Raw genomic sequence first — 17243 nt, forward strand, 5'->3', positions numbered from 1 at the left:
TTTATCTCATTTATCATGCTTTGCATTGCTACAACTGGCAATCCTACTTCATTTAAAGTATTAATTATTTTTTCTTTAGTATCTAAGTAAACTAAATTAAAAGACTTAGACTTCACCTTCTAATTTCACCCTCCTTCCTTTAAAATAAATACCACTTGGTGTTATAGAAGCTAATATACTTCCTCTATTATAAAAGTCAAAATCCCCACTAATTTTTAAATAATTATTAGAGGAATTTCTTATTCTTATGTCTCCACCACGGCAATCTATATCTTGTCCATAAGGAAATTCTATAATTCCACTATGTGGCTTAATCTCTATTCTATCGGCAATCATACTTATAGCCGAATAATCTTCGCTTATGGCTAATGCTATTTTTGCAGCTCTGATATCTCCTCTACCATCAACTACCATTTCTATTTTATCCGCCTCTTGGGAAATCCAAGAACTTAAATCTCTATAGTTATCTTGCACTTTACTTTCTATCCTATCAGCTGTTATTTCTATCTTGCTATTAAGCTCTTTTTCTGTATCACTAACTTGCAATGCAATATTTTCAGCAGTCTGTACTATAGTAGACATTAGTTTTTCATCACCTTCTTGAACCTCTAATTTAATTTCTTTTGCGGTTTGGGTTATTCTAGAACTCATATTATCATTTTCATTTATTACATATGTCATTATTTTATCTGCGGTTTGAGTTATCGAGCTGCTAAGATTTTTTTCTACATCATTTACCTCTGTACGAATTTGGTTTGCTGTAATTTCTAACTTAGCATTAGTTTTTCCTATTTCTTCAACGTTTAGTGTAATTCTATCATTAGTTTTTATAAATTCACTTCTAGTTTTTTCTTTAGTTTCTTTTAAATCTTCTTTTGCATCACTTAAGTCTTGCTTAGTATCTAAAATATCTTCTTCATTTTTCTTTATATTATTATTTATTTTTTTTGTTTCTTTTACTAGATTATCTTTTAAATTACCTAATTCTATCTCTAAGTATTTATTTGATATAGAATCCCATGTATACTTAACTACTTTTCGCTTTATATCTATATCCAACTTCTTATGTTTTACTGTAACAATATCTCCTAAGTGTACTGTTTCTAATACCTTATAATCTTTATATTCTTCCGTTTTAGAAAGTTCTATAAAGTCTATAACATAATTAACCTTTGGAATATCTATTTGTTGTATTTTGTATAATTCTTGTACTCTTTCTCTAAGTAGTTTATAAACATCATTCAATGTTATATTTTCCTCTGGATCTACTTTTATATCTCCAAAATGAATATGCCTAATTCTAGCAGTAGGATACTTATTTATATTAAGGGAATCTATATATTTTTCTGGTAGTATTATTACAGAATCACCTTCTGTAAGTCCTGTAGGCATTATTCTAGTTGCAACTTCACTCATGTCTAAATCTTCTTCTATACCTATTAAATTCTTTCCATAAGCAATAGTAACACCATTATCTGCTCCAATACTGTTTAATATAGAAATATTGAAATTATCCCTTTGGAGTTCTCCACCCCAACGATTTACAAAACTATTGTTATTATCTCCTATTAGAACTTCTATAGGATTCTTCCTAATATAATAAGCTGTAGCCATAGTAGCAATATTAGAATTAGCCTTAAATTCATGTGAATACTGTGTATCATGTAGTATGTTGTTTAAAGCATTGTGTCCATTTAATTCTATAGGTCTGCAATCTTCTATAAAATTATCAAGTAAATCATAAAAAATATGTCTACCATAAACAGTTATAGTAGACATATTTTTAACTTTTCTATAAATCCTAAAAAGTTGCAACCCTATAGGTGTAGGTGCTTTTATAATATTATCTTCTATTAAATATTTTGCCTTAGTCGAAAACATAGGGTATTCTAATTCTAACTCATAGTATCCATTAAGCTCTTCTTCAACGGTGCAAGATATGCAACTATCTAAAACTGCTAATCCATTATGTTCAAAATTAGCTTCTTTACTATTATATATATTAATCAATTATAAACACCTCCATCTCGGAGTTATTTCTATTTTATTTACATTGCCTGTCCAAGAAATATTATTTTTTCCTGTTTTCAATGTAGGAAATTCTCCTGTCATTTTATTGTTGCAGTTTAAAGTATCTTTATAACATTCTTGTATTTCAGAATCTAGTTCTATATAATCTTCAATTCCATTAAATTTAACAATTTCATTATTTATATTTAATGTAATATCTCCTGTAGCAAACATTTTTATATAAGGTTGGCTTTTAAAAGTACCAGGATTATATATGTTCATATTATCATTCATTTCTATAATTTCATCTTCAAGATATTTGAATGGTTCAGATATAAAAGTAACTGTAAGTTTTCCTAAAGTCCTCATACTTCTTTCTATATTATTAGTCCTAACATATTTAACCTTGTAAAACATATCTGCATCATCATTTAATATTAATTTTCTATTTTTTATATTATTTAACCAATGTTTTATAAATCTACATTTATCTAAAAATTTTTCTTTCTCTTTAAATCCAAAGGTGATAGGAATTTCTATGTCTTTATATGTTCCTAAGTCCTCTATAAGTGTTCCATTGCTACCTTGTATATATATGTGTCTTATATTTTTTTCTGGGATAGGAATATTAGGTCTATGCTCTGCAATTAAACCTAAATCTTTGTAACTATTATAATTATTAAACTGTATACTAAACATAGCCTAACACTCCTCTCTTGTTTAATTTTCCTAGTTCTTCTGACATTGGTTTAGCTGTTATTCTTGCGATTTCTCTGCCATCTAGTTGTACTGGTACAATTATAGTTTGTTCTTGTCCACCTGCTCCCATGCCTTGGAAATTTTTTAATACACTATTAGCTACTTTAGTTGCTACATTTTCAGCCGTTTGTGTTACTAACTCTGCACTTGCGTCATGATTAAAAACTCTAGTTCCTCTTGGTAGGTCATAAAGCTCATAATTACTATTTGTCCCTGGGGAATCATGCAAGTAAGTAAGCCCACCTTGCCAATAGTTTGTACCTGTCCAATTTCTACCTGCACCTTCTAGTTCAGCTTGGCTATTTTTTACTGTATTTTTTATAGTTCTCATTATGGGATTATTCTTAAACCAACTTTTTAAATTTTCCCACTTAGTTTTTATGTGTCCGTCATTTTCGTCAATATTTTTCATAGTATCTTTGTTCATTTCTTTTATTTTTTCAACTACTGTTTTTTTCATTTCTCCTGCTTTGGTTATACTTTCTTCCTTTTGCCTTTCTGCTTCTTCTATTAATTTTTCAGCTTGATCATGTGTTATAGTCTTAGTTTCATCTCTCATTTTTATTATATTTCTTACAGTTTCATCATATTGTTTTTCTGCTGCACTAACAGATTCTTGTTTCTGCTTTTCAGCATTTTTAATTACTTCACTTGCTTGTTCTGCTGTAATTCTACTACTATAACTTTTCAATCTCTCCATTATTACTTTTTGTTCTACTTCACTAGCAGATAAGGTTTTAACTGCATTAGTTCTCATTTTTTCTTGTATAGAGTTTATTTCTCGTTGTTCTTCCTTCTTAAGCTCTCTATTTTCTTTACTAGCTTTATTCACTATTTCTTTTATTCTCTTCTCATAACTGTCTATTTCCCTTTTCTGTTTTTCATTATGTTTCTTTAAATCGCCAAGCATTTTTTGCTGTTCTTCTTTAGTTATATTTTTACTATTATTTAAAAACTTTTTCATTGTTTCAACTTGATCATTATAATGTTTATCCATACCAGTTTTAATTTGTGTAGTCATTTGTGTATAAATATCTGTAAGAGACTTAGATGTTTTATCGCTTATTTTAGTGCCATTTACATATAAATCTGTTAGAGACTTTTCAGCACCTTTGTCTAATTCCATATATGCCCCGACTTGTTTCTTTGTTTCTTCGCTTATTTTAGTAGTAGTTGTAACCATTTTATTCTCTAATTCCCCACTAGCAGTTGTTACTACTTCCGTTGTATGCTCTACTTTATCTGCAAACAAATCTACAGAAGGTGCTGCATCTTTTTTAAGATGTTTTGCAAGTCCAACCCCAGCTAAAGTAACTGCACCTATGCCAATCGCCCAAGGATTTAATAATAATGTACTTGCTTTTGTTGCTAATCCCATTGCTCCCATACCTTTACTTGCTAACCCTGTAGCTACACTAGCACCTTTAGTTGCTAAGCTTGTTTTACCTAACCAACCAGTTAATTTAGAAAGACCACCAGCTAAATTTCCAACTCCAGTTATTGTTTTCCCTATTCCTCCAACAACGGGACCCGTAGCAATTCCTAGTGCTGCCATTTTAACTATAGTTTCTTGTGTTTTTGGATTTAGTTTGCTAAATTTATCCGCCATTTTTGTTACTGATTTAGCTAAATCAGTGATGCTTGGAGCCACTACCTTGAATATTTTTATACCAGCACCTTCTAAAGCACTTTTCATTTCTGTTATGCTACCTTTGGCATTATTACTCATGGTTTCTGCCATTTTATCTGTAGCACCGTCGCATGTATTAATAGCACCTTTTAATTTGTTGTAATCCTCTGGTGCTGCATTAACAATTGACAACAACCCAGACATAGCCTCTTGACCAGCTAATTGTGCTGCAACACTTGCTTTTTGCTCTGGATTAAGTTTAGCAAAAGAATTTCTCATTTCATCCATAAGAACATTAAAAGGTTTCATTTTGCCACTACTATCAGTTATTTTTAAACCTAAAATTTTCATAGCCTGGGCACTTTCTTTTGTAGGTTTTACTAATCTAGTTATCATGCTTCTAAGTGCTGTACCACTTTGTGTACCTTTTATACCACTATTAGCCATAAGCCCTATTGCAAGTGCTGCATCTTCTGCTGTATAACCTACAGATCCAAAAATAGGTGCTGCATATTTAAAACTCTCTCCCATCATTAACACATTTGTATTTGCATTACTACTAGCACTTGCTAAAATATCACTGAAATGCCCAGAATCCTTAGCTTTTAATCCAAAAGCAGTTAAAGCATCCGTTACAATATCCGAAGTTTGTCCTAAATCAGCTCCCGCAGCTGTTGCTAAATTTAAAATAGGAGGTAATCCGTCAAGCATATCCTGTGTTTTCCAACCAGCAGTAGCCATATACTCAAGTCCTTCTGCCGATTCTTTAGCACTAAACTTAGTTTTGCTTCCCATTTCCTCTGCTTTTGCTTTTAACTTATTAAAATCTTCTCCAGTAGCACCACTTATTGCTTGTACTTTACTCATTTGTGCTTCAAAATCCATACCAACTTTACTTGCTGCAATTCCTACTCCAGCAAGTGGTAAAGATACATGTGTTGTTAAATTTTTACCTACATTCGTTACCTTCCCACCAATATCCTTAAGCTTTTCAGAGTGTTTTTTTAAGCCTTCACTAGCTTGTAACCATTTATTATTACTTCTAGCAAGTTCTTCATTTATACGTCTTAACTCACCTTCGGTACGAACCATCTGTGCATTAGCTTTATTCATATTGGTTTCATAATTCTGCACTTGTTTAGCATTTGTTTCTATTGCTTTTTCATTTTTTTCATATTCTTTCGTTGTTTTTTCAACTTCTTGTTTTGCTTTCTCATATGCCTTTACTTCTTTTTCTTTACCTACAACAAGCTTTTTCTGTTCATTTTCAAGTTTGTTTATTTGCTCTTTTAATTTCTTAGCTTCTACACTATTTTCACCATATTTCTTTTTGGCAACTTCATATTCTTTATTTAATTTGCTTAATTCTTCTCTATTTTTTATATAGCTTTGTAATTCTTTGCCATGTGTATCTATCACTTTTTTTAGTTCACTTTGTACTTTGGATAAACTTTCTTTTAATTTATCTCTAGTTTTAATATTCTCTTGCATTTTAGTATTAGATTTTTCTATACTTTGTTTATATAAATCTACTTTTTTACTATGTAATTCTACTTGTTTAGATAAACTTTCTTGTACAGATTTAAGCTTTTCAGAATCTTTACCAAAAGTTTTTATTCCCTCACTAGCTAACTTTAATTCTGCTTGATGTTTTTTCATTTCAGAGTTTATACCTTTAATACTACTGTTATAACCCGTACTATCTAGTACCATCTTAGCCGTTATTCTCTTCTCTGTATTACTTGCCATCTATTCACCTCCTAACTACAGAAATGATATATCTTCAATATTTACCTTTTTATAATTCGTATCATTTATAGAGTTATTTTCTTCATTATTATTTTTAACTTTCCAGTTATTAAACTTTATATGTGCCTTCCACATCTTATATATTTCTGCATGTGTAGCTTCCCAAAATTCTTCCCTAGTATAATGTAAATACACTTTACTTATGTAAAAAAGCCAATCAAAATCTATTTTATATTTAGATTTTGATTGGTCATCTAGTTTTTTTTCTTACTTTCTTTCTTTTCATTTTTATCTTCTTCTTCATTAATTCCCATGTAATCAAAATAAAGATTTACTGCTAATACTGTAATATCTCTATACTGATCTGCCGTCATTGTATCTTCTAATTCTTCTATGCTAAATTCTTTTACATTTCCTTCTTCATCTTCATCTACACAACACATACTTACTAATTTTAAAGCATTTGTATAAAACTGTTGACCTTCCATAAGTCCATAAATTACACTTCCATAATTCCTATATTTTTCATCAATTTTTCTTATGGTCTTATTAACCATTTTAAAAGAATATTCTTTATCACCTATCATCTGTTTTCTTATTTTATCTAACATATCATGCACCCCTTTTATAATATTTTTTATATTTTTTATTTTACATAGCTATATAAAAAACATCATTTAATTTTTTCTTAAATTATTTATTCTAATAGAAAGAGGATAGAAATTAATCTATCCTATATATTAACCTTCAATATTTTCTGTTTTTTCTGTAGGTACTATTACACTTTCAAAGAATTTAGTGTCTGTCATTCCTTGTTCCTCATCAACTTTATAGCTCCACATACTGTTAGAATGTAAAGGTGCAAAAGTTGCCTTTAACTTTTTAGATTGGAAATTAGCCTTACCTTCTTTACCTTTGTAATCTTCATCTCCAATGCTAAACTTACCTTTGTAAAGTACAACATATCTAGCCTTTCCATTACCTTTGTTAGCTTTAAAAAGTAGAGCAACTTCTGGTGCAACATCATCAGCACTCTTAATTATTCCACCTTCTGTCGCTATTTTATGTCCTAAAAGCATAGCTTCATCTTCATTCGTTAAATCTGTTATATCTACTTCTACATCAACATTAGCCAATGTTGATTCAGATAGCCATAACTGATTTTCTGCGTAAAACTCATCAGAGTTCACTTTTGGTTTTACACCTATTTCTTTTATACCTGCAAGATATTTTGGAGTGTCATAAGTTGTTGTTTCCCCATCACTTAAAATTTTTGCTACATATAATTTTTCTAGTCCTACAACCGGTACTATTGTATTTTCCATATTATCAACCTTCCTTTATCATTTTTTTATTCTATCTCTACTAATATCATTTCATTTTCATTGTAAATTTCTTTAACCCTCTTTTCTCCATACTTTTCCCATAACACTTCATCATTGTGATTAATTAAAATATAAGCATTAGTTATAAGAGGGACAAATAATTCTTTTTTTTCTTTATTCAAAATACAAATGCCTTCTCTTAAAATACCTTCTAATTCCTTGACTTTCATTTCTTTATCACCTCACTTTAAGTCGGTAAACTTATCAAAAATCTCATTGCCTTGTGATATAATCCTGTTTCTTTTTCATACAAATCTACTGCCATATCTCTATTAAAACCATTTTTAAGCATTATTTCTTTAACTACTTTTTCTAATTTTGTATAATCTCCTGTACTAAATATATCTACTTGTACTATGTATGTTGTATAATCTTCATTCCCTTCCGAATACTCTGCTCCATACTCATTTACTATCTCATACTCCAAATATAATTTTTTGTTTGGAGTAGTTGCATGAAGAAAATAAACCCTCTTATCTGGTAATAAATCTAGTATTTCTTTATTGTTTAGTACATTCAACAGATACTTTTTTATACTCATTTATTATCACCTTTACATCTTCTTCATATAATACAATCCAATTATATACTAGATCACTCATGTATTTTAATTCCTTAATACTTATCTTTGTATCTTCTTTTGCCATATTTTCTAACATAAACCCATAAATTTTATTTATTCCCTTCTTCTTCATAACTACACCGCCTACCTTTCTTTATCTAATAACTCTTTGCTTAATATTTCTATTGCATTATCCTCTGTATTTTTAACACTTCTGTCAAAGTATCCGACATTGTGCTTAGCATGGCTAGTCCCAAATTCTTCAAAAATATCGTAAAAAGCTTTAGTTCTAACTATTCCTACAGTTCCTAAACCTTCTTTTTTAACTGTTTTAGATAACTTAGATAGCTTACCACTTCTTTTCTTTGTATTTTTTTCTATCTCATCTGCAATCGGTTTTATAGCTTCTCTCATAGCTTTTTTTTCGTCAGCTTCATCAATAGTCATATTCTCTAGCATATCAGCAAACTCTTCCATACCTTCAATTTCTATACCATCAGCCATACTACTTCACCTCAACAGCTTTAAATTTAAGCCATTTGTTCATATACTGTATATTATCTATAAAGGTAATATTAAAAATTCTATTGTTCCAAAATATACGATATTCTTTAGTGTTAATGTTTTCTAAATTTCTGCTATATCTAACTACAAATTCTACTGTATTTTCTGCTTGTACCGCCTTAGCTGCATAGAACTCTTTACCCCAAAGATTATTTACGCTAGCCCAAATCGTTTTGCAATCTATCCAATCTTCTACATCAAAGCCATTTTCGTTTTGTATTGTAGTATATTTTTGTATTGTAATTCTTTTATTTAGTTTTCCTGTATCCATTACACTATACACCTCCACAATAACTCAATTGTACAATTATAGATTGTATAGTATATCTAACTTTAGTAGTTACTTTGTTTTCTTCCATAAATCCTCTATTGTCGTACCAATCACTTACCAATACCTTACAAAATAACTTCGCAAGTGGATTAGTATTATCATAACTTTTTCCTGTAGAGTTTTTTAAATATAGTTCACTAGCATTAATTAAGTCTTGTATATAATTATCTTCGTCCGAATAATCTACTTTTAAAAATTCTTTTGTTTCTTCCAATGTTAATATCATTTAATCCCCTCCTCAATATTAAAATAAGAGGGGAATAACCCCTCTATAACTATGCTATTGTTAATTCTCCAACCATATAAGCATCTTTATCAGCTTGTACACAATCAATTAATTCAATAACTCTTATTTTTGTCTTATTTGTATCGAATCCAGCTTCACTAGAAGTTTTAAATTCGTAATTATTTCTGTCGATAAAAGTACATCCAGCAGACAAATCTCCATAGAAAATAGGTGCTTTCTTAGCTGTAGAACCTGTAGTTGGTAATTCAGCATTAGAGAATACATGTACTGGGTATCCCATAAATAATCTTTGTGTTGGATTAATTGGATTAGGCTGTAGAATTGGTCTACCGTTAGTATCAACAGCAGAATCTAATACATCAAATCCATCTTGGTTAGTTACTATTACAGTATTTCCAGCTACTAATGGGTCTAAATCTATATTTATAGATTTCTTTAAAGCTTTCCAATCAGCTACAGCTTTAGCAGATTTACCAGCTTTTAAAGTTTCAAATATTTTCTTATTTTCTGTTCTTATTCTCTTTTTATTAAACCAGTTTCCTATATAATCTACTAATCCACCAGTTTCATTTTGTAATAGTACATTAGAAACTTCTAATATTCCACCATACTCTTTTAAAGCGTAAGGAACTGTGTTAAATTTAGCATCTTTAGAATTTGGAACACCTAAACCATCTGTAAAGTTAGTTAATTCTCCCATTGTAGATAAGTCTTCATACACAAAAGAACCACTTAGTGTAGATGTTGGCATATATCCTACTAAATCTCTAGCAGATTTATATTGTCTAGCTAGTTCATTTATTTTAGTTCTTACATCAGTTGGAATTATGTTATTTTCTCCGTTACTACCACCTGTAACCATAGCATTTTCTATTTCTGTTAATCCTTCTCTTCTTAAAGCTTTAGCAAACACTTTTACTCCATCAATTTTATTTTCCATTTTATCATCCATCCCTTCATTTAAATTTTTCATTTTACCTTCTTTTATTTTGTTTTCTATTTCAGCCTTTTCATCAGCTTCTTCCATTTCAGCAACTTTCAATTGAGCTTTCATATCCTCAATTTCAGAAATCTTATCATTTATTTCTTTAGCAGTTTTTAACTCTTTAGCTTCTATTTTCATTTCCTCAATTTTATTCATTAATTCTTCTACTCTTGTCATCTTTATATCCATCCTTTCATTTTATAAATTTATTTTTTTGTATAAAAATAACACGTATATATCATTTTAACGTGTTATTATAATAATTCTAATTTTAATTTTGCTTTCGCTAATTCTAATTCATCTGTAGTTTGTTGTTTATCCTTATCTGTAAGTTTATTTTTTAGTTGTTCTGGAATATTCTTATAGTTATTTAAAATAGATTTATCTTTTACACAAGCAACTAATTCTTTATCATCTTCTAGTATCTCTATGTTAAAAATATTAGACATTTCTTTAGCATTTAACCAAGTTTCCTTTCTTACTAAATCTTTAATATAATCTTCTGTAATTCCTTCTTTTACCTTAGACATATATAACGGCATCATTACACTGTTTTCTATTTTGTTTAATATTTCAGCTTGTTCTTGTAATTCATCGGCATTTCCCATAGCAAATGTAAAAGGTTTATGTATCATTAGCATACTAGAATTATAAGCATATACATTATTAGCCACTAAAGGTAAGAAACTTGCACATGAAGCACCTAAACCATCAATTGTAGCATTTATTGTAACACCTTTATCTTTAGCTCTCTGTAGCATAGCCAATATACCCTGTGTAGCAATTACAGAACCACCACAACTATTTATATACATATTTATAGTTTCATTACCCGTTAATCCTTCTAAATTGTCTTTAAAATCATTAAATGTTACGTCAGATTCATCCCATTTATCAGAACCACTTACAATTTCACCATAAACATATATATCAATTACATTAGCTTTATTTTTAAATTCATAAAATTTATTCACTATTTATCACCTCCCATCTTAGCTTTACTTAGTTGGTAATCATTTACTACTTTAATGTCCACGTGATTTAAGTCAACTCTATGTGTATTACCTTCATCACCAATCGTATTCATATTTTCAAGTTTTCTAACTTCATTAATACTGTATACACCTAGATTTAACATTTTTTCATAGTAAGTGCTTCTTGTAGCACTATCACCTCTTAAAGCACCTTCCATGTTAAATTTTACATAGTAACCTTTATCATTACTTCCAAATAGTTTATAGTTTAATTCTTCTTCAATCTGTAATAAAATAGGCATTATTGTATTCACATAAAAGTCTAAACTTTGTTGCTCTATGTTGTTAAAAGTTGCTCTATCTAAACTATTAATCATGTGCAATGGTACTTTAAATACTCTAGCGATTTCTTCTAAAGTAAACTTAGTAGACTCTAAAAATTGTTGGTCAGCAAATTTTATAGAATTAATTTCTTTATATTCTAAACCTAAATCTAATATAGCCACTTTACCAGCATTGTCATAACCACTGTTATTAGTTTGCCATTGTTCTCTTATTGTGCCTTTTGCTTCTGGACTTAACTTATCTGCGTAAGTTATAACACCACTTGTGGTAGTACCATTTTTGAAATAATTACCCAATAATTTTCTGCTACTCTGCATATTTCCTATAGTTTCTCTAAGTATATCTATTTTACTTTTACCTAATATTCCATCTGTACTTAATCCTTTTATATGTACTATTTCTTTTTCGCTAAATATATATGTTTTGCAATTTAGTATAGCTTTATATGTTACTATGCCTGTATTTGTGTCTTGTAATAAAGATACATTATTCAAAATCCAAAGATTAATAGCTTTACTTTTATTTCTTTCTATCCATACATAAGCATTACCATCAAGTAGTAATTTAACCGTTAATGTATGTTTAAATGTACTTGGTGTCATATACAAATTAGGTCTTTTTTCAAGCAAATAACTAATATCATTGTCAATTCTATTACTACCATCTTTATTTTTTTTGTATAAATGTAAAGGTAATTTAGCTATAGAACTAGCTATTATATCAGTACAAGCGTAGACGCCCGATATAGTTAAAGCACTTTCTTTTGTAACCTGTTCGCCACTATTTGTAGTACCTCCTCCCATTAAGTTAACAAACCATTCAGAAGGATTGCTTAATGTAGTAGTTTCATTTTTTACATCCCACATTTTATTAAATATTCCCATTTTCTCACCTACCTTTCTATAGTAGATTTATTATTTTTGTATTCGACTTAAAATTAAGCCAAGAATTATTAAAATTATTGATAAACATATCATTCCAGCAAATTCACTCACATAAATAAAAAAAGCTGTAGTTAATACACCACACCCTCCTAAAATCAATATATCTTCTATATCTTTTATTATAAATGTAAATATTGTTATTATAAATTGTTTAATTATTTTACCTATAATGTCCACTCTCCCTTCGATATTAAATCATTTAAGTCTGGTTTAGGTTTTTCATTCCTCATACTAAATTTATGGGCATCTACCCAACAAGCAACTGGGTCAATTCTTTTAAACCTACTATTTTTATCTAGCATTACATAGCCTTGTCTTGGTTGCGTTAATTCACAGTTATTCATAGCCCATGTTAATAGTTCATCATCTTTGTTATATTCTACATTACCACCTTCTACACTATATCGAATATCCATAACACTATCATTTAAACTTTTAGAATTTTGAAATATATTTAAGCAATCTACTCCAAATTCATCTAAATCAGTTAAAAATGCACTAGCGTTATGTTCATCGTAACAAATTAAAGTCAATTTTAAATCATATTCGTTAATTTTTTCTCTAATGTACTTTAAAACTTCTTTATAATCTGTTTTAATACCATAACTTGCAGTAGTAACAGTTAATAGTTCTTTTTTAATCCAAAGATTATATGGAGCATTATCAGTTTTTTCATGTTCGCTTACTCTATTTTTAGGTATAAAACTATGTTGATGTACAAAATAGCATTTCTCATTTTTATCATTTAACCATGTAAATTCAAGGCAAATGCTCGTCAAATCCCCACCACTAGATAAATCTATTCCTAAAATACATTCTTGTCCTCTAAAATCTTCTAAAGTTTTATTACTAGCACACTTATGCCATGCTGTCATATTCATATATTTTGTTTCTGTAAACTCAACCCACATATTCAATTGTTTAGTAAGAAAATCATTCCAATCCTTACCTCCTATTGCTTTTGCAGATTTATAAACAGGGACTAAATTTTCTAATGCTTCTCTATCATATTCTAAAATAGGATTAGCTTTTATCCAATTTTCTGTATTATCTAAATCATCTTCTTCATCCATTTCTGCAATATATACAAATTTAGTATCGTTGTTTTCTGTACCATCTAATATTTGTTTACAATACTTATACATTTTGTGACAAGGTGATTCTAGTTCAAATCCAGCTGTAGTTATTACAGAAATTAAACTTTGTTTTATTTTCTTTTGTCCACCTTCCATTAGCTTATACATTTGATTATCTTTATGTGCATGATATTCGTCTATCACAGCCAACAATGGTCTTAAACCATCTAACCCCTTAGTATCTCTACCTAGTGCTTTAATTACTGTATTAGTTATATTACATATAATAGTAGATTTATATTCTTGTACAGTAAACAATTCTCCTAAATCACTATCACTCTGTATGAACTTGTTCATTTCATCCCAAACAATTTTAGCTTGATCGTGTTTAGTTGCTACACAAAATATTTTCCCATATTTATACCCACTAAAATTACCTAAATATGTGCCTAATATACCATTCAGAAACGACTTACCATTCTGTCTACCTAATTGTATATAGCTACTTCTAAATCTCCTATATTCTTTATCTTTAGTTACCCAACCAACTAGAGAACCTAAAATAAATTCCTGAAATTGGTAACAAGTTAAATTTATTTCTTCTTCACCTTCGGCAACAGTAAGACTATTAGCAAAATTAATAATTGCATTAGCTTTATCCACATCAAATTTATATTTATATGGTTCTAATTTACTACTTTCTAAATCATCCAAGTGCCTTTGACAAGCTAATTTAACAGACTTACCTGCAATTATTTTATTATCTAATACATCATAACAATATTGTGTAACTCTATCCATTAGCACCAGCTCCAAATTTAGCAAATTTGTTCTTTGGTTTTTCCTCTTTTTTTGGAATTGATACTTTACATCTACTTAAAATATTAAAACATAATTGATTACTTAGCTTGTCCAACATTCCAAATACTTTAGTTTGTTTTATAAGTAACTTATCATAATCATCACTTAGTATATCAATCTTGTTTATCTTTTTTGTAATTTTATTATATTGTTCTTCTAAACAAACATATCTAGCTAAACTTTCCACATCTAAATTAGCCATTATATTAGCTTTCAATAATTCATCAGCTAGATAATTAAATCTTTCTTTTTGTTTTTTTGTTAAGCGTGAAGGTGCTTCAATTTTATCTATATCAGCTTTAACTTCACTATTTTTTCTCTGTTCTATTTCTTCTTTGGTTAAATGTTTTTTACCATTTAGTAACACTAAATCTACTGGTTGTTTAGGTCTTCCCACCTTCATCACCTCACTTCTTAATTTTTATTCATAAAGGGAGTTTTTACGTAAGAACACTGTGACCACGGACTTTTAAGAAAAATATTCTGTACTAAATAAGGGTGGGGGGGTATTATTTTCCAAATTCCCTATCCCATCTGTCTTTTAATTCCATTAATAGTTTTTGCATTTTAACTTTATCGTTACCCTTTGTATTATGTATCACCTCGTGTACACTCGCACAACAAGTCACAAGGTTATTTATATCTAATCTCTTATCCCATCCACCTTCGTCCTTTAAGTAGACTATGTGATGAATGTAATCTGTATAAACTATTTCTCCTAACACATAGTAACTATACAAACATAATCCCTTATACTTTCTCTTAACTTTATTTCTTACATTAATCCAATCAAAACTGGAATAGAACGATTGTTCTTTCTTATCTTTTCTATTCTTTTTATAATCTCTATAACTTTCTTTCTTTTGTTCCTTAACTTTCTTACTACATTCTTCACAATACTTTTGTGTGTATTTTATTATCTTTCCGCATCTACAACATAACTTGTATAACAATCTATCACCCTACTTTATATTTTACGCATTAAAATAGAGTACCTTTTCAGATACTCTTTTCATCATCCATTCAATTTGTTTTTAATATTTTCTAATCTTTTTAATAATTTTTTAACTTCTTCATCATCACTCATAGACATATACACATCTTCTTCTGTATAATTTTCCATCCCTTTTGCTAATCTAGTTCCTATTTCTTTTTGCTTATTGTCTAGTTCTTGGTATAGCTCCATTAATTCTTTTATTTGAAACTGATTCATATTACCACCTCCTTTCAGTGTAAATACTTCTACATTTTAGGAGGTTTTCCTCTATCTTTCGTGCGTCATTTTTCGACTTATCTCTGTCTTATAGCTCCTCTGTGCCTTTTATAACTATCATGCTTCATCAATTCCATTACATCAGAAAAAGAGAGGTGTTCCTGCTTTCCTCTCCCAGATTTCTTCTTATTCTGTTTTCTATTCTGCTGCCTTAATCTCTTATGTATATCTGGTTGCTGTGCCTTTATTATCTTCACACCTCTCACCTTCTTTACATTTACTTATACAACTAACTAAGTTTATTGTAGATCCTGTATAATTAACGCAAAATCCGTCTGTTCCTTTTTCAAAGTGTTTACAATGCCCATTTAATCTCTTTTTCTTTTCCTTTTTAATCTTAGGCTTATCTTCCATGGGAAATATATATTTTTCTAAAAAGTCTTTTAATAGCATTTTTATTTCCTCCAATAGAAAAAGCACCTACAATTAAGTAAGTGCTTTCTGTGTTAATAAATCTGGCAAGTACGCACTACCTGCCTGTTACAGTAATCCCTGCTGTAACGATTCAGTTGTTTAATTTAATTAATTATATTTGTTTATGCTAATATATTATCACATCTATTCAGTAAATTCCTTGCAGTTTTGTTGCAATTTTGTTGCACGTTTTTATTTTTCATCTTTAAAATAAGTTTCAAAACCATCTTCAAGTGTATTTAAATATTTTTCTAGTTCTTCATCTGTCATGCTATCGTAATTGGGTTTATATCCAGATAGTGTTTTATATTTACTTAATTTTTTTAATAACTCTTTTCTATTCATTCTTATCACTCCTATAGATTTAACACTTTACTTATATCTTCAACTATTTTTACTCTTACTCTACTAACAGTACTCTTGTCCATATTTAAATTGAATCCTATTTTTTCTAAACTTAATTTATCCTTATATTTCATTTCTGCTATTAATCTATATTGAGTACCTAAAAGTCCAATTATATATTCCATCTCTGCATTTTCATTTTTAGTTTTCCTTATCCTTGCATGAAGTCTTAATATCAGTTTCCTGGTATATTTCCATTCTTCCATTAGTTTATCTATTTGTTTAATGGTTTCTTGTTCTGCATAACTTACTCCCAATGAAGAACTTTGAACCTTTTCTGAATAGCTTATTCCCATATTTAACTCTGTTTCTATATCTACATTGTTGTTTCTTATATCTTGCCTTAATTGTTCTTTAGTCTTTTCTAATACCATGCATCTATATTCTAGTTTTTCTATGTTCTTTAAATTATCATAATATCTATAGATCCTTCCCTCTGTTTTTCTAAAAGTTTCTTTATCTATCATTCAAGTCCTCCTCAACCTATTTAATTAATACATTCTCATACTCCAAATAATCTCAATATCGCTATACTTTTGAAATAACTTTTTAACTATATCAACTGTTAGTCCTTTTATTGGTTCGCTATTCATAAACCATCCTCTATGCATATGCGTATGCATATAGGACATACTTGCCTTTTCTCCATCTAATTTTAAAGTTAGTTTAGGACAAAATAACATTTTATTGATTAATTGCCTTTGTGTAACCTTCATTTCCATTCCTCCA

24 protein-coding genes are annotated in these 17243 nt (G+C 29.1%); all 24 read right to left on the bottom strand.

Annotated features, from left to right (window positions below):
* Positions 1-105: 105 nt before the first annotated feature.
* Positions 106-2010 (bottom strand): phage tail spike protein, encoded by a 1905-nt coding sequence (locus B5D21_RS13460; RefSeq protein WP_052056109.1) that lies wholly within the window; start codon positions 2008-2010, stop codon positions 106-108.
* Positions 2011-2709, bottom strand: coding sequence for a distal tail protein Dit (locus B5D21_RS13465; RefSeq protein WP_035127782.1), 699 nt, complete (start codon positions 2707-2709; stop codon positions 2011-2013).
* Positions 2702-6148, bottom strand: coding sequence for a phage tail tape measure protein (locus B5D21_RS13470; protein WP_035127780.1), 3447 nt, complete (start codon positions 6146-6148; stop codon positions 2702-2704). Before B5D21_RS13470 ends, B5D21_RS13465 begins: the two co-directional genes overlap by 8 nt.
* A gap of 15 nt (positions 6149-6163) precedes the next feature.
* Entirely contained in the window at positions 6164-6343 is a 180-nt protein-coding gene (locus B5D21_RS13475) for a hypothetical protein (RefSeq protein WP_035127777.1), read from the bottom strand.
* 59 nt (positions 6344-6402) lie between these two features.
* On the bottom strand, positions 6403-6759 hold the full coding sequence (locus B5D21_RS13480) for a hypothetical protein (protein ID WP_035127775.1): 357 nt from the start codon (positions 6757-6759) through the stop codon (positions 6403-6405).
* Between the two features lie 129 nt (positions 6760-6888).
* Entirely contained in the window at positions 6889-7473 is a 585-nt protein-coding gene (locus tag B5D21_RS13485) for a major tail protein (RefSeq protein WP_035127772.1), read from the bottom strand.
* A 26-nt stretch (positions 7474-7499) separates the two neighbouring features.
* Complete coding sequence (locus B5D21_RS13490; RefSeq protein WP_035127769.1) at positions 7500-7703, bottom strand: hypothetical protein; 204 nt, start codon at positions 7701-7703, stop codon at positions 7500-7502.
* A gap of 17 nt (positions 7704-7720) precedes the next feature.
* On the bottom strand, positions 7721-8074 hold the full coding sequence (locus B5D21_RS13495) for a hypothetical protein (protein ID WP_035127766.1): 354 nt from the start codon (positions 8072-8074) through the stop codon (positions 7721-7723).
* Positions 8034-8228, bottom strand: a complete 195-nt coding sequence (locus B5D21_RS13500) for a hypothetical protein (protein WP_035127764.1) — start codon at positions 8226-8228, stop codon at positions 8034-8036. Before B5D21_RS13500 ends, B5D21_RS13495 begins: the two co-directional genes overlap by 41 nt.
* Positions 8229-8239: 11 nt before the next feature.
* Positions 8240-8599 carry an HK97-gp10 family putative phage morphogenesis protein gene (locus B5D21_RS13505; protein WP_035127761.1) on the bottom strand — a complete coding sequence of 120 codons (360 nt, stop codon included), beginning with the start codon at positions 8597-8599 and terminating at the stop codon, positions 8240-8242.
* Between the two features lies 1 nt (position 8600).
* A complete protein-coding gene (locus B5D21_RS13510; RefSeq protein WP_035127758.1) occupies positions 8601-8930 on the bottom strand; it encodes a phage head closure protein in 330 nt (109 codons plus the stop codon).
* A 4-nt stretch (positions 8931-8934) separates the two neighbouring features.
* Positions 8935-9216, bottom strand: a complete 282-nt coding sequence (locus B5D21_RS13515; protein ID WP_035127755.1) for a head-tail connector protein — start codon at positions 9214-9216, stop codon at positions 8935-8937.
* Between the two features lie 49 nt (positions 9217-9265).
* Positions 9266-10399, bottom strand: coding sequence for a phage major capsid protein (locus tag B5D21_RS13520; protein ID WP_035127752.1), 1134 nt, complete (start codon positions 10397-10399; stop codon positions 9266-9268).
* 77 nt (positions 10400-10476) lie between these two features.
* A complete protein-coding gene (locus tag B5D21_RS13525) occupies positions 10477-11196 on the bottom strand; it encodes a head maturation protease, ClpP-related (protein ID WP_035127750.1) in 720 nt (239 codons plus the stop codon).
* A complete protein-coding gene (locus tag B5D21_RS13530) occupies positions 11196-12425 on the bottom strand; it encodes a phage portal protein (protein WP_035127748.1) in 1230 nt (409 codons plus the stop codon). Before B5D21_RS13530 ends, B5D21_RS13525 begins: the two co-directional genes overlap by 1 nt.
* Before the next feature lie 30 nt (positions 12426-12455).
* On the bottom strand, positions 12456-12662 hold the full coding sequence (locus B5D21_RS13535) for a hypothetical protein (protein WP_035127745.1): 207 nt from the start codon (positions 12660-12662) through the stop codon (positions 12456-12458).
* Complete coding sequence (locus tag B5D21_RS13540) at positions 12650-14362, bottom strand: terminase large subunit (RefSeq protein WP_035127742.1); 1713 nt, start codon at positions 14360-14362, stop codon at positions 12650-12652. Before B5D21_RS13540 ends, B5D21_RS13535 begins: the two co-directional genes overlap by 13 nt.
* Positions 14355-14819 carry a phage terminase small subunit P27 family gene (locus B5D21_RS13545; protein ID WP_035127740.1) on the bottom strand — a complete coding sequence of 155 codons (465 nt, stop codon included), beginning with the start codon at positions 14817-14819 and terminating at the stop codon, positions 14355-14357. The genes B5D21_RS13540 and B5D21_RS13545 overlap by 8 nt, the downstream gene beginning before the upstream one ends.
* Before the next feature lie 112 nt (positions 14820-14931).
* The gene (locus tag B5D21_RS13550; protein WP_035127737.1) at positions 14932-15375 is read right to left on the bottom strand and encodes an HNH endonuclease; all 444 of its coding nucleotides are present in this window, start codon (positions 15373-15375) and stop codon (positions 14932-14934) included.
* A gap of 62 nt (positions 15376-15437) precedes the next feature.
* On the bottom strand, positions 15438-15635 hold the full coding sequence (locus B5D21_RS13555) for a hypothetical protein (protein WP_035127733.1): 198 nt from the start codon (positions 15633-15635) through the stop codon (positions 15438-15440).
* A 219-nt stretch (positions 15636-15854) separates the two neighbouring features.
* A complete protein-coding gene (locus tag B5D21_RS13565) occupies positions 15855-16088 on the bottom strand; it encodes a hypothetical protein (protein ID WP_035127730.1) in 234 nt (77 codons plus the stop codon).
* A 213-nt stretch (positions 16089-16301) separates the two neighbouring features.
* Complete coding sequence (locus tag B5D21_RS14115; protein ID WP_155274225.1) at positions 16302-16454, bottom strand: hypothetical protein; 153 nt, start codon at positions 16452-16454, stop codon at positions 16302-16304.
* 11 nt (positions 16455-16465) lie between these two features.
* Positions 16466-16981: a hypothetical protein gene (locus B5D21_RS13570; protein ID WP_011100290.1), complete on the bottom strand. Its 516-nt coding sequence runs from the start codon at positions 16979-16981 to the stop codon at positions 16466-16468.
* 24 nt (positions 16982-17005) lie between these two features.
* A partial coding sequence (locus B5D21_RS13575; protein WP_207643827.1) for a hypothetical protein occupies positions 17006-17243 on the bottom strand: 238 nt, incomplete at its 5' end.

Source organism: Clostridium tetani (genome assembly GCF_900167265.1).
GTDB lineage: Bacteria > Bacillota > Clostridia > Clostridiales > Clostridiaceae > Clostridium_G > Clostridium_G tetani.

Bases quoted from the DNA above. Each gene is read 5' to 3' on its own strand.
- B5D21_RS13465 (WP_035127782.1), bottom strand. From the start codon at position 2,709: ATGTTTAGTATACAGTTTAATAATTATAATAGTTACAAAGATTTAGGT.
- B5D21_RS13470 (WP_035127780.1), bottom strand. From the start codon at position 6,148: ATGGCAAGTAATACAGAGAAGAGAATAACGGCTAAGATGGTACTAGAT.
- B5D21_RS13480 (WP_035127775.1), bottom strand. From the start codon at position 6,759: ATGTTAGATAAAATAAGAAAACAGATGATAGGTGATAAAGAATATTCT.
- B5D21_RS13485 (WP_035127772.1), bottom strand. From the start codon at position 7,473: ATGGAAAATACAATAGTACCGGTTGTAGGACTAGAAAAATTATATGTA.
- B5D21_RS13490 (WP_035127769.1), bottom strand. From the start codon at position 7,703: ATGAAAGTCAAGGAATTAGAAGGTATTTTAAGAGAAGGCATTTGTATT.
- B5D21_RS13495 (WP_035127766.1), bottom strand. From the start codon at position 8,074: ATGAGTATAAAAAAGTATCTGTTGAATGTACTAAACAATAAAGAAATA.
- B5D21_RS13500 (WP_035127764.1), bottom strand. From the start codon at position 8,228: ATGAAGAAGAAGGGAATAAATAAAATTTATGGGTTTATGTTAGAAAAT.
- B5D21_RS13505 (WP_035127761.1), bottom strand. From the start codon at position 8,599: ATGGCTGATGGTATAGAAATTGAAGGTATGGAAGAGTTTGCTGATATG.
- B5D21_RS13510 (WP_035127758.1), bottom strand. From the start codon at position 8,930: ATGGATACAGGAAAACTAAATAAAAGAATTACAATACAAAAATATACT.
- B5D21_RS13515 (WP_035127755.1), bottom strand. From the start codon at position 9,216: ATGATATTAACATTGGAAGAAACAAAAGAATTTTTAAAAGTAGATTAT.
- B5D21_RS13520 (WP_035127752.1), bottom strand. From the start codon at position 10,399: ATGACAAGAGTAGAAGAATTAATGAATAAAATTGAGGAAATGAAAATA.
- B5D21_RS13530 (WP_035127748.1), bottom strand. From the start codon at position 12,425: ATGGGAATATTTAATAAAATGTGGGATGTAAAAAATGAAACTACTACA.
- B5D21_RS13540 (WP_035127742.1), bottom strand. From the start codon at position 14,362: ATGGATAGAGTTACACAATATTGTTATGATGTATTAGATAATAAAATA.
- B5D21_RS13555 (WP_035127733.1), bottom strand. From the start codon at position 15,635: ATGAATCAGTTTCAAATAAAAGAATTAATGGAGCTATACCAAGAACTA.
- B5D21_RS13565 (WP_035127730.1), bottom strand. From the start codon at position 16,088: ATGCTATTAAAAGACTTTTTAGAAAAATATATATTTCCCATGGAAGAT.
- B5D21_RS14115 (WP_155274225.1), bottom strand. From the start codon at position 16,454: ATGAATAGAAAAGAGTTATTAAAAAAATTAAGTAAATATAAAACACTA.
- B5D21_RS13570 (WP_011100290.1), bottom strand. From the start codon at position 16,981: ATGATAGATAAAGAAACTTTTAGAAAAACAGAGGGAAGGATCTATAGA.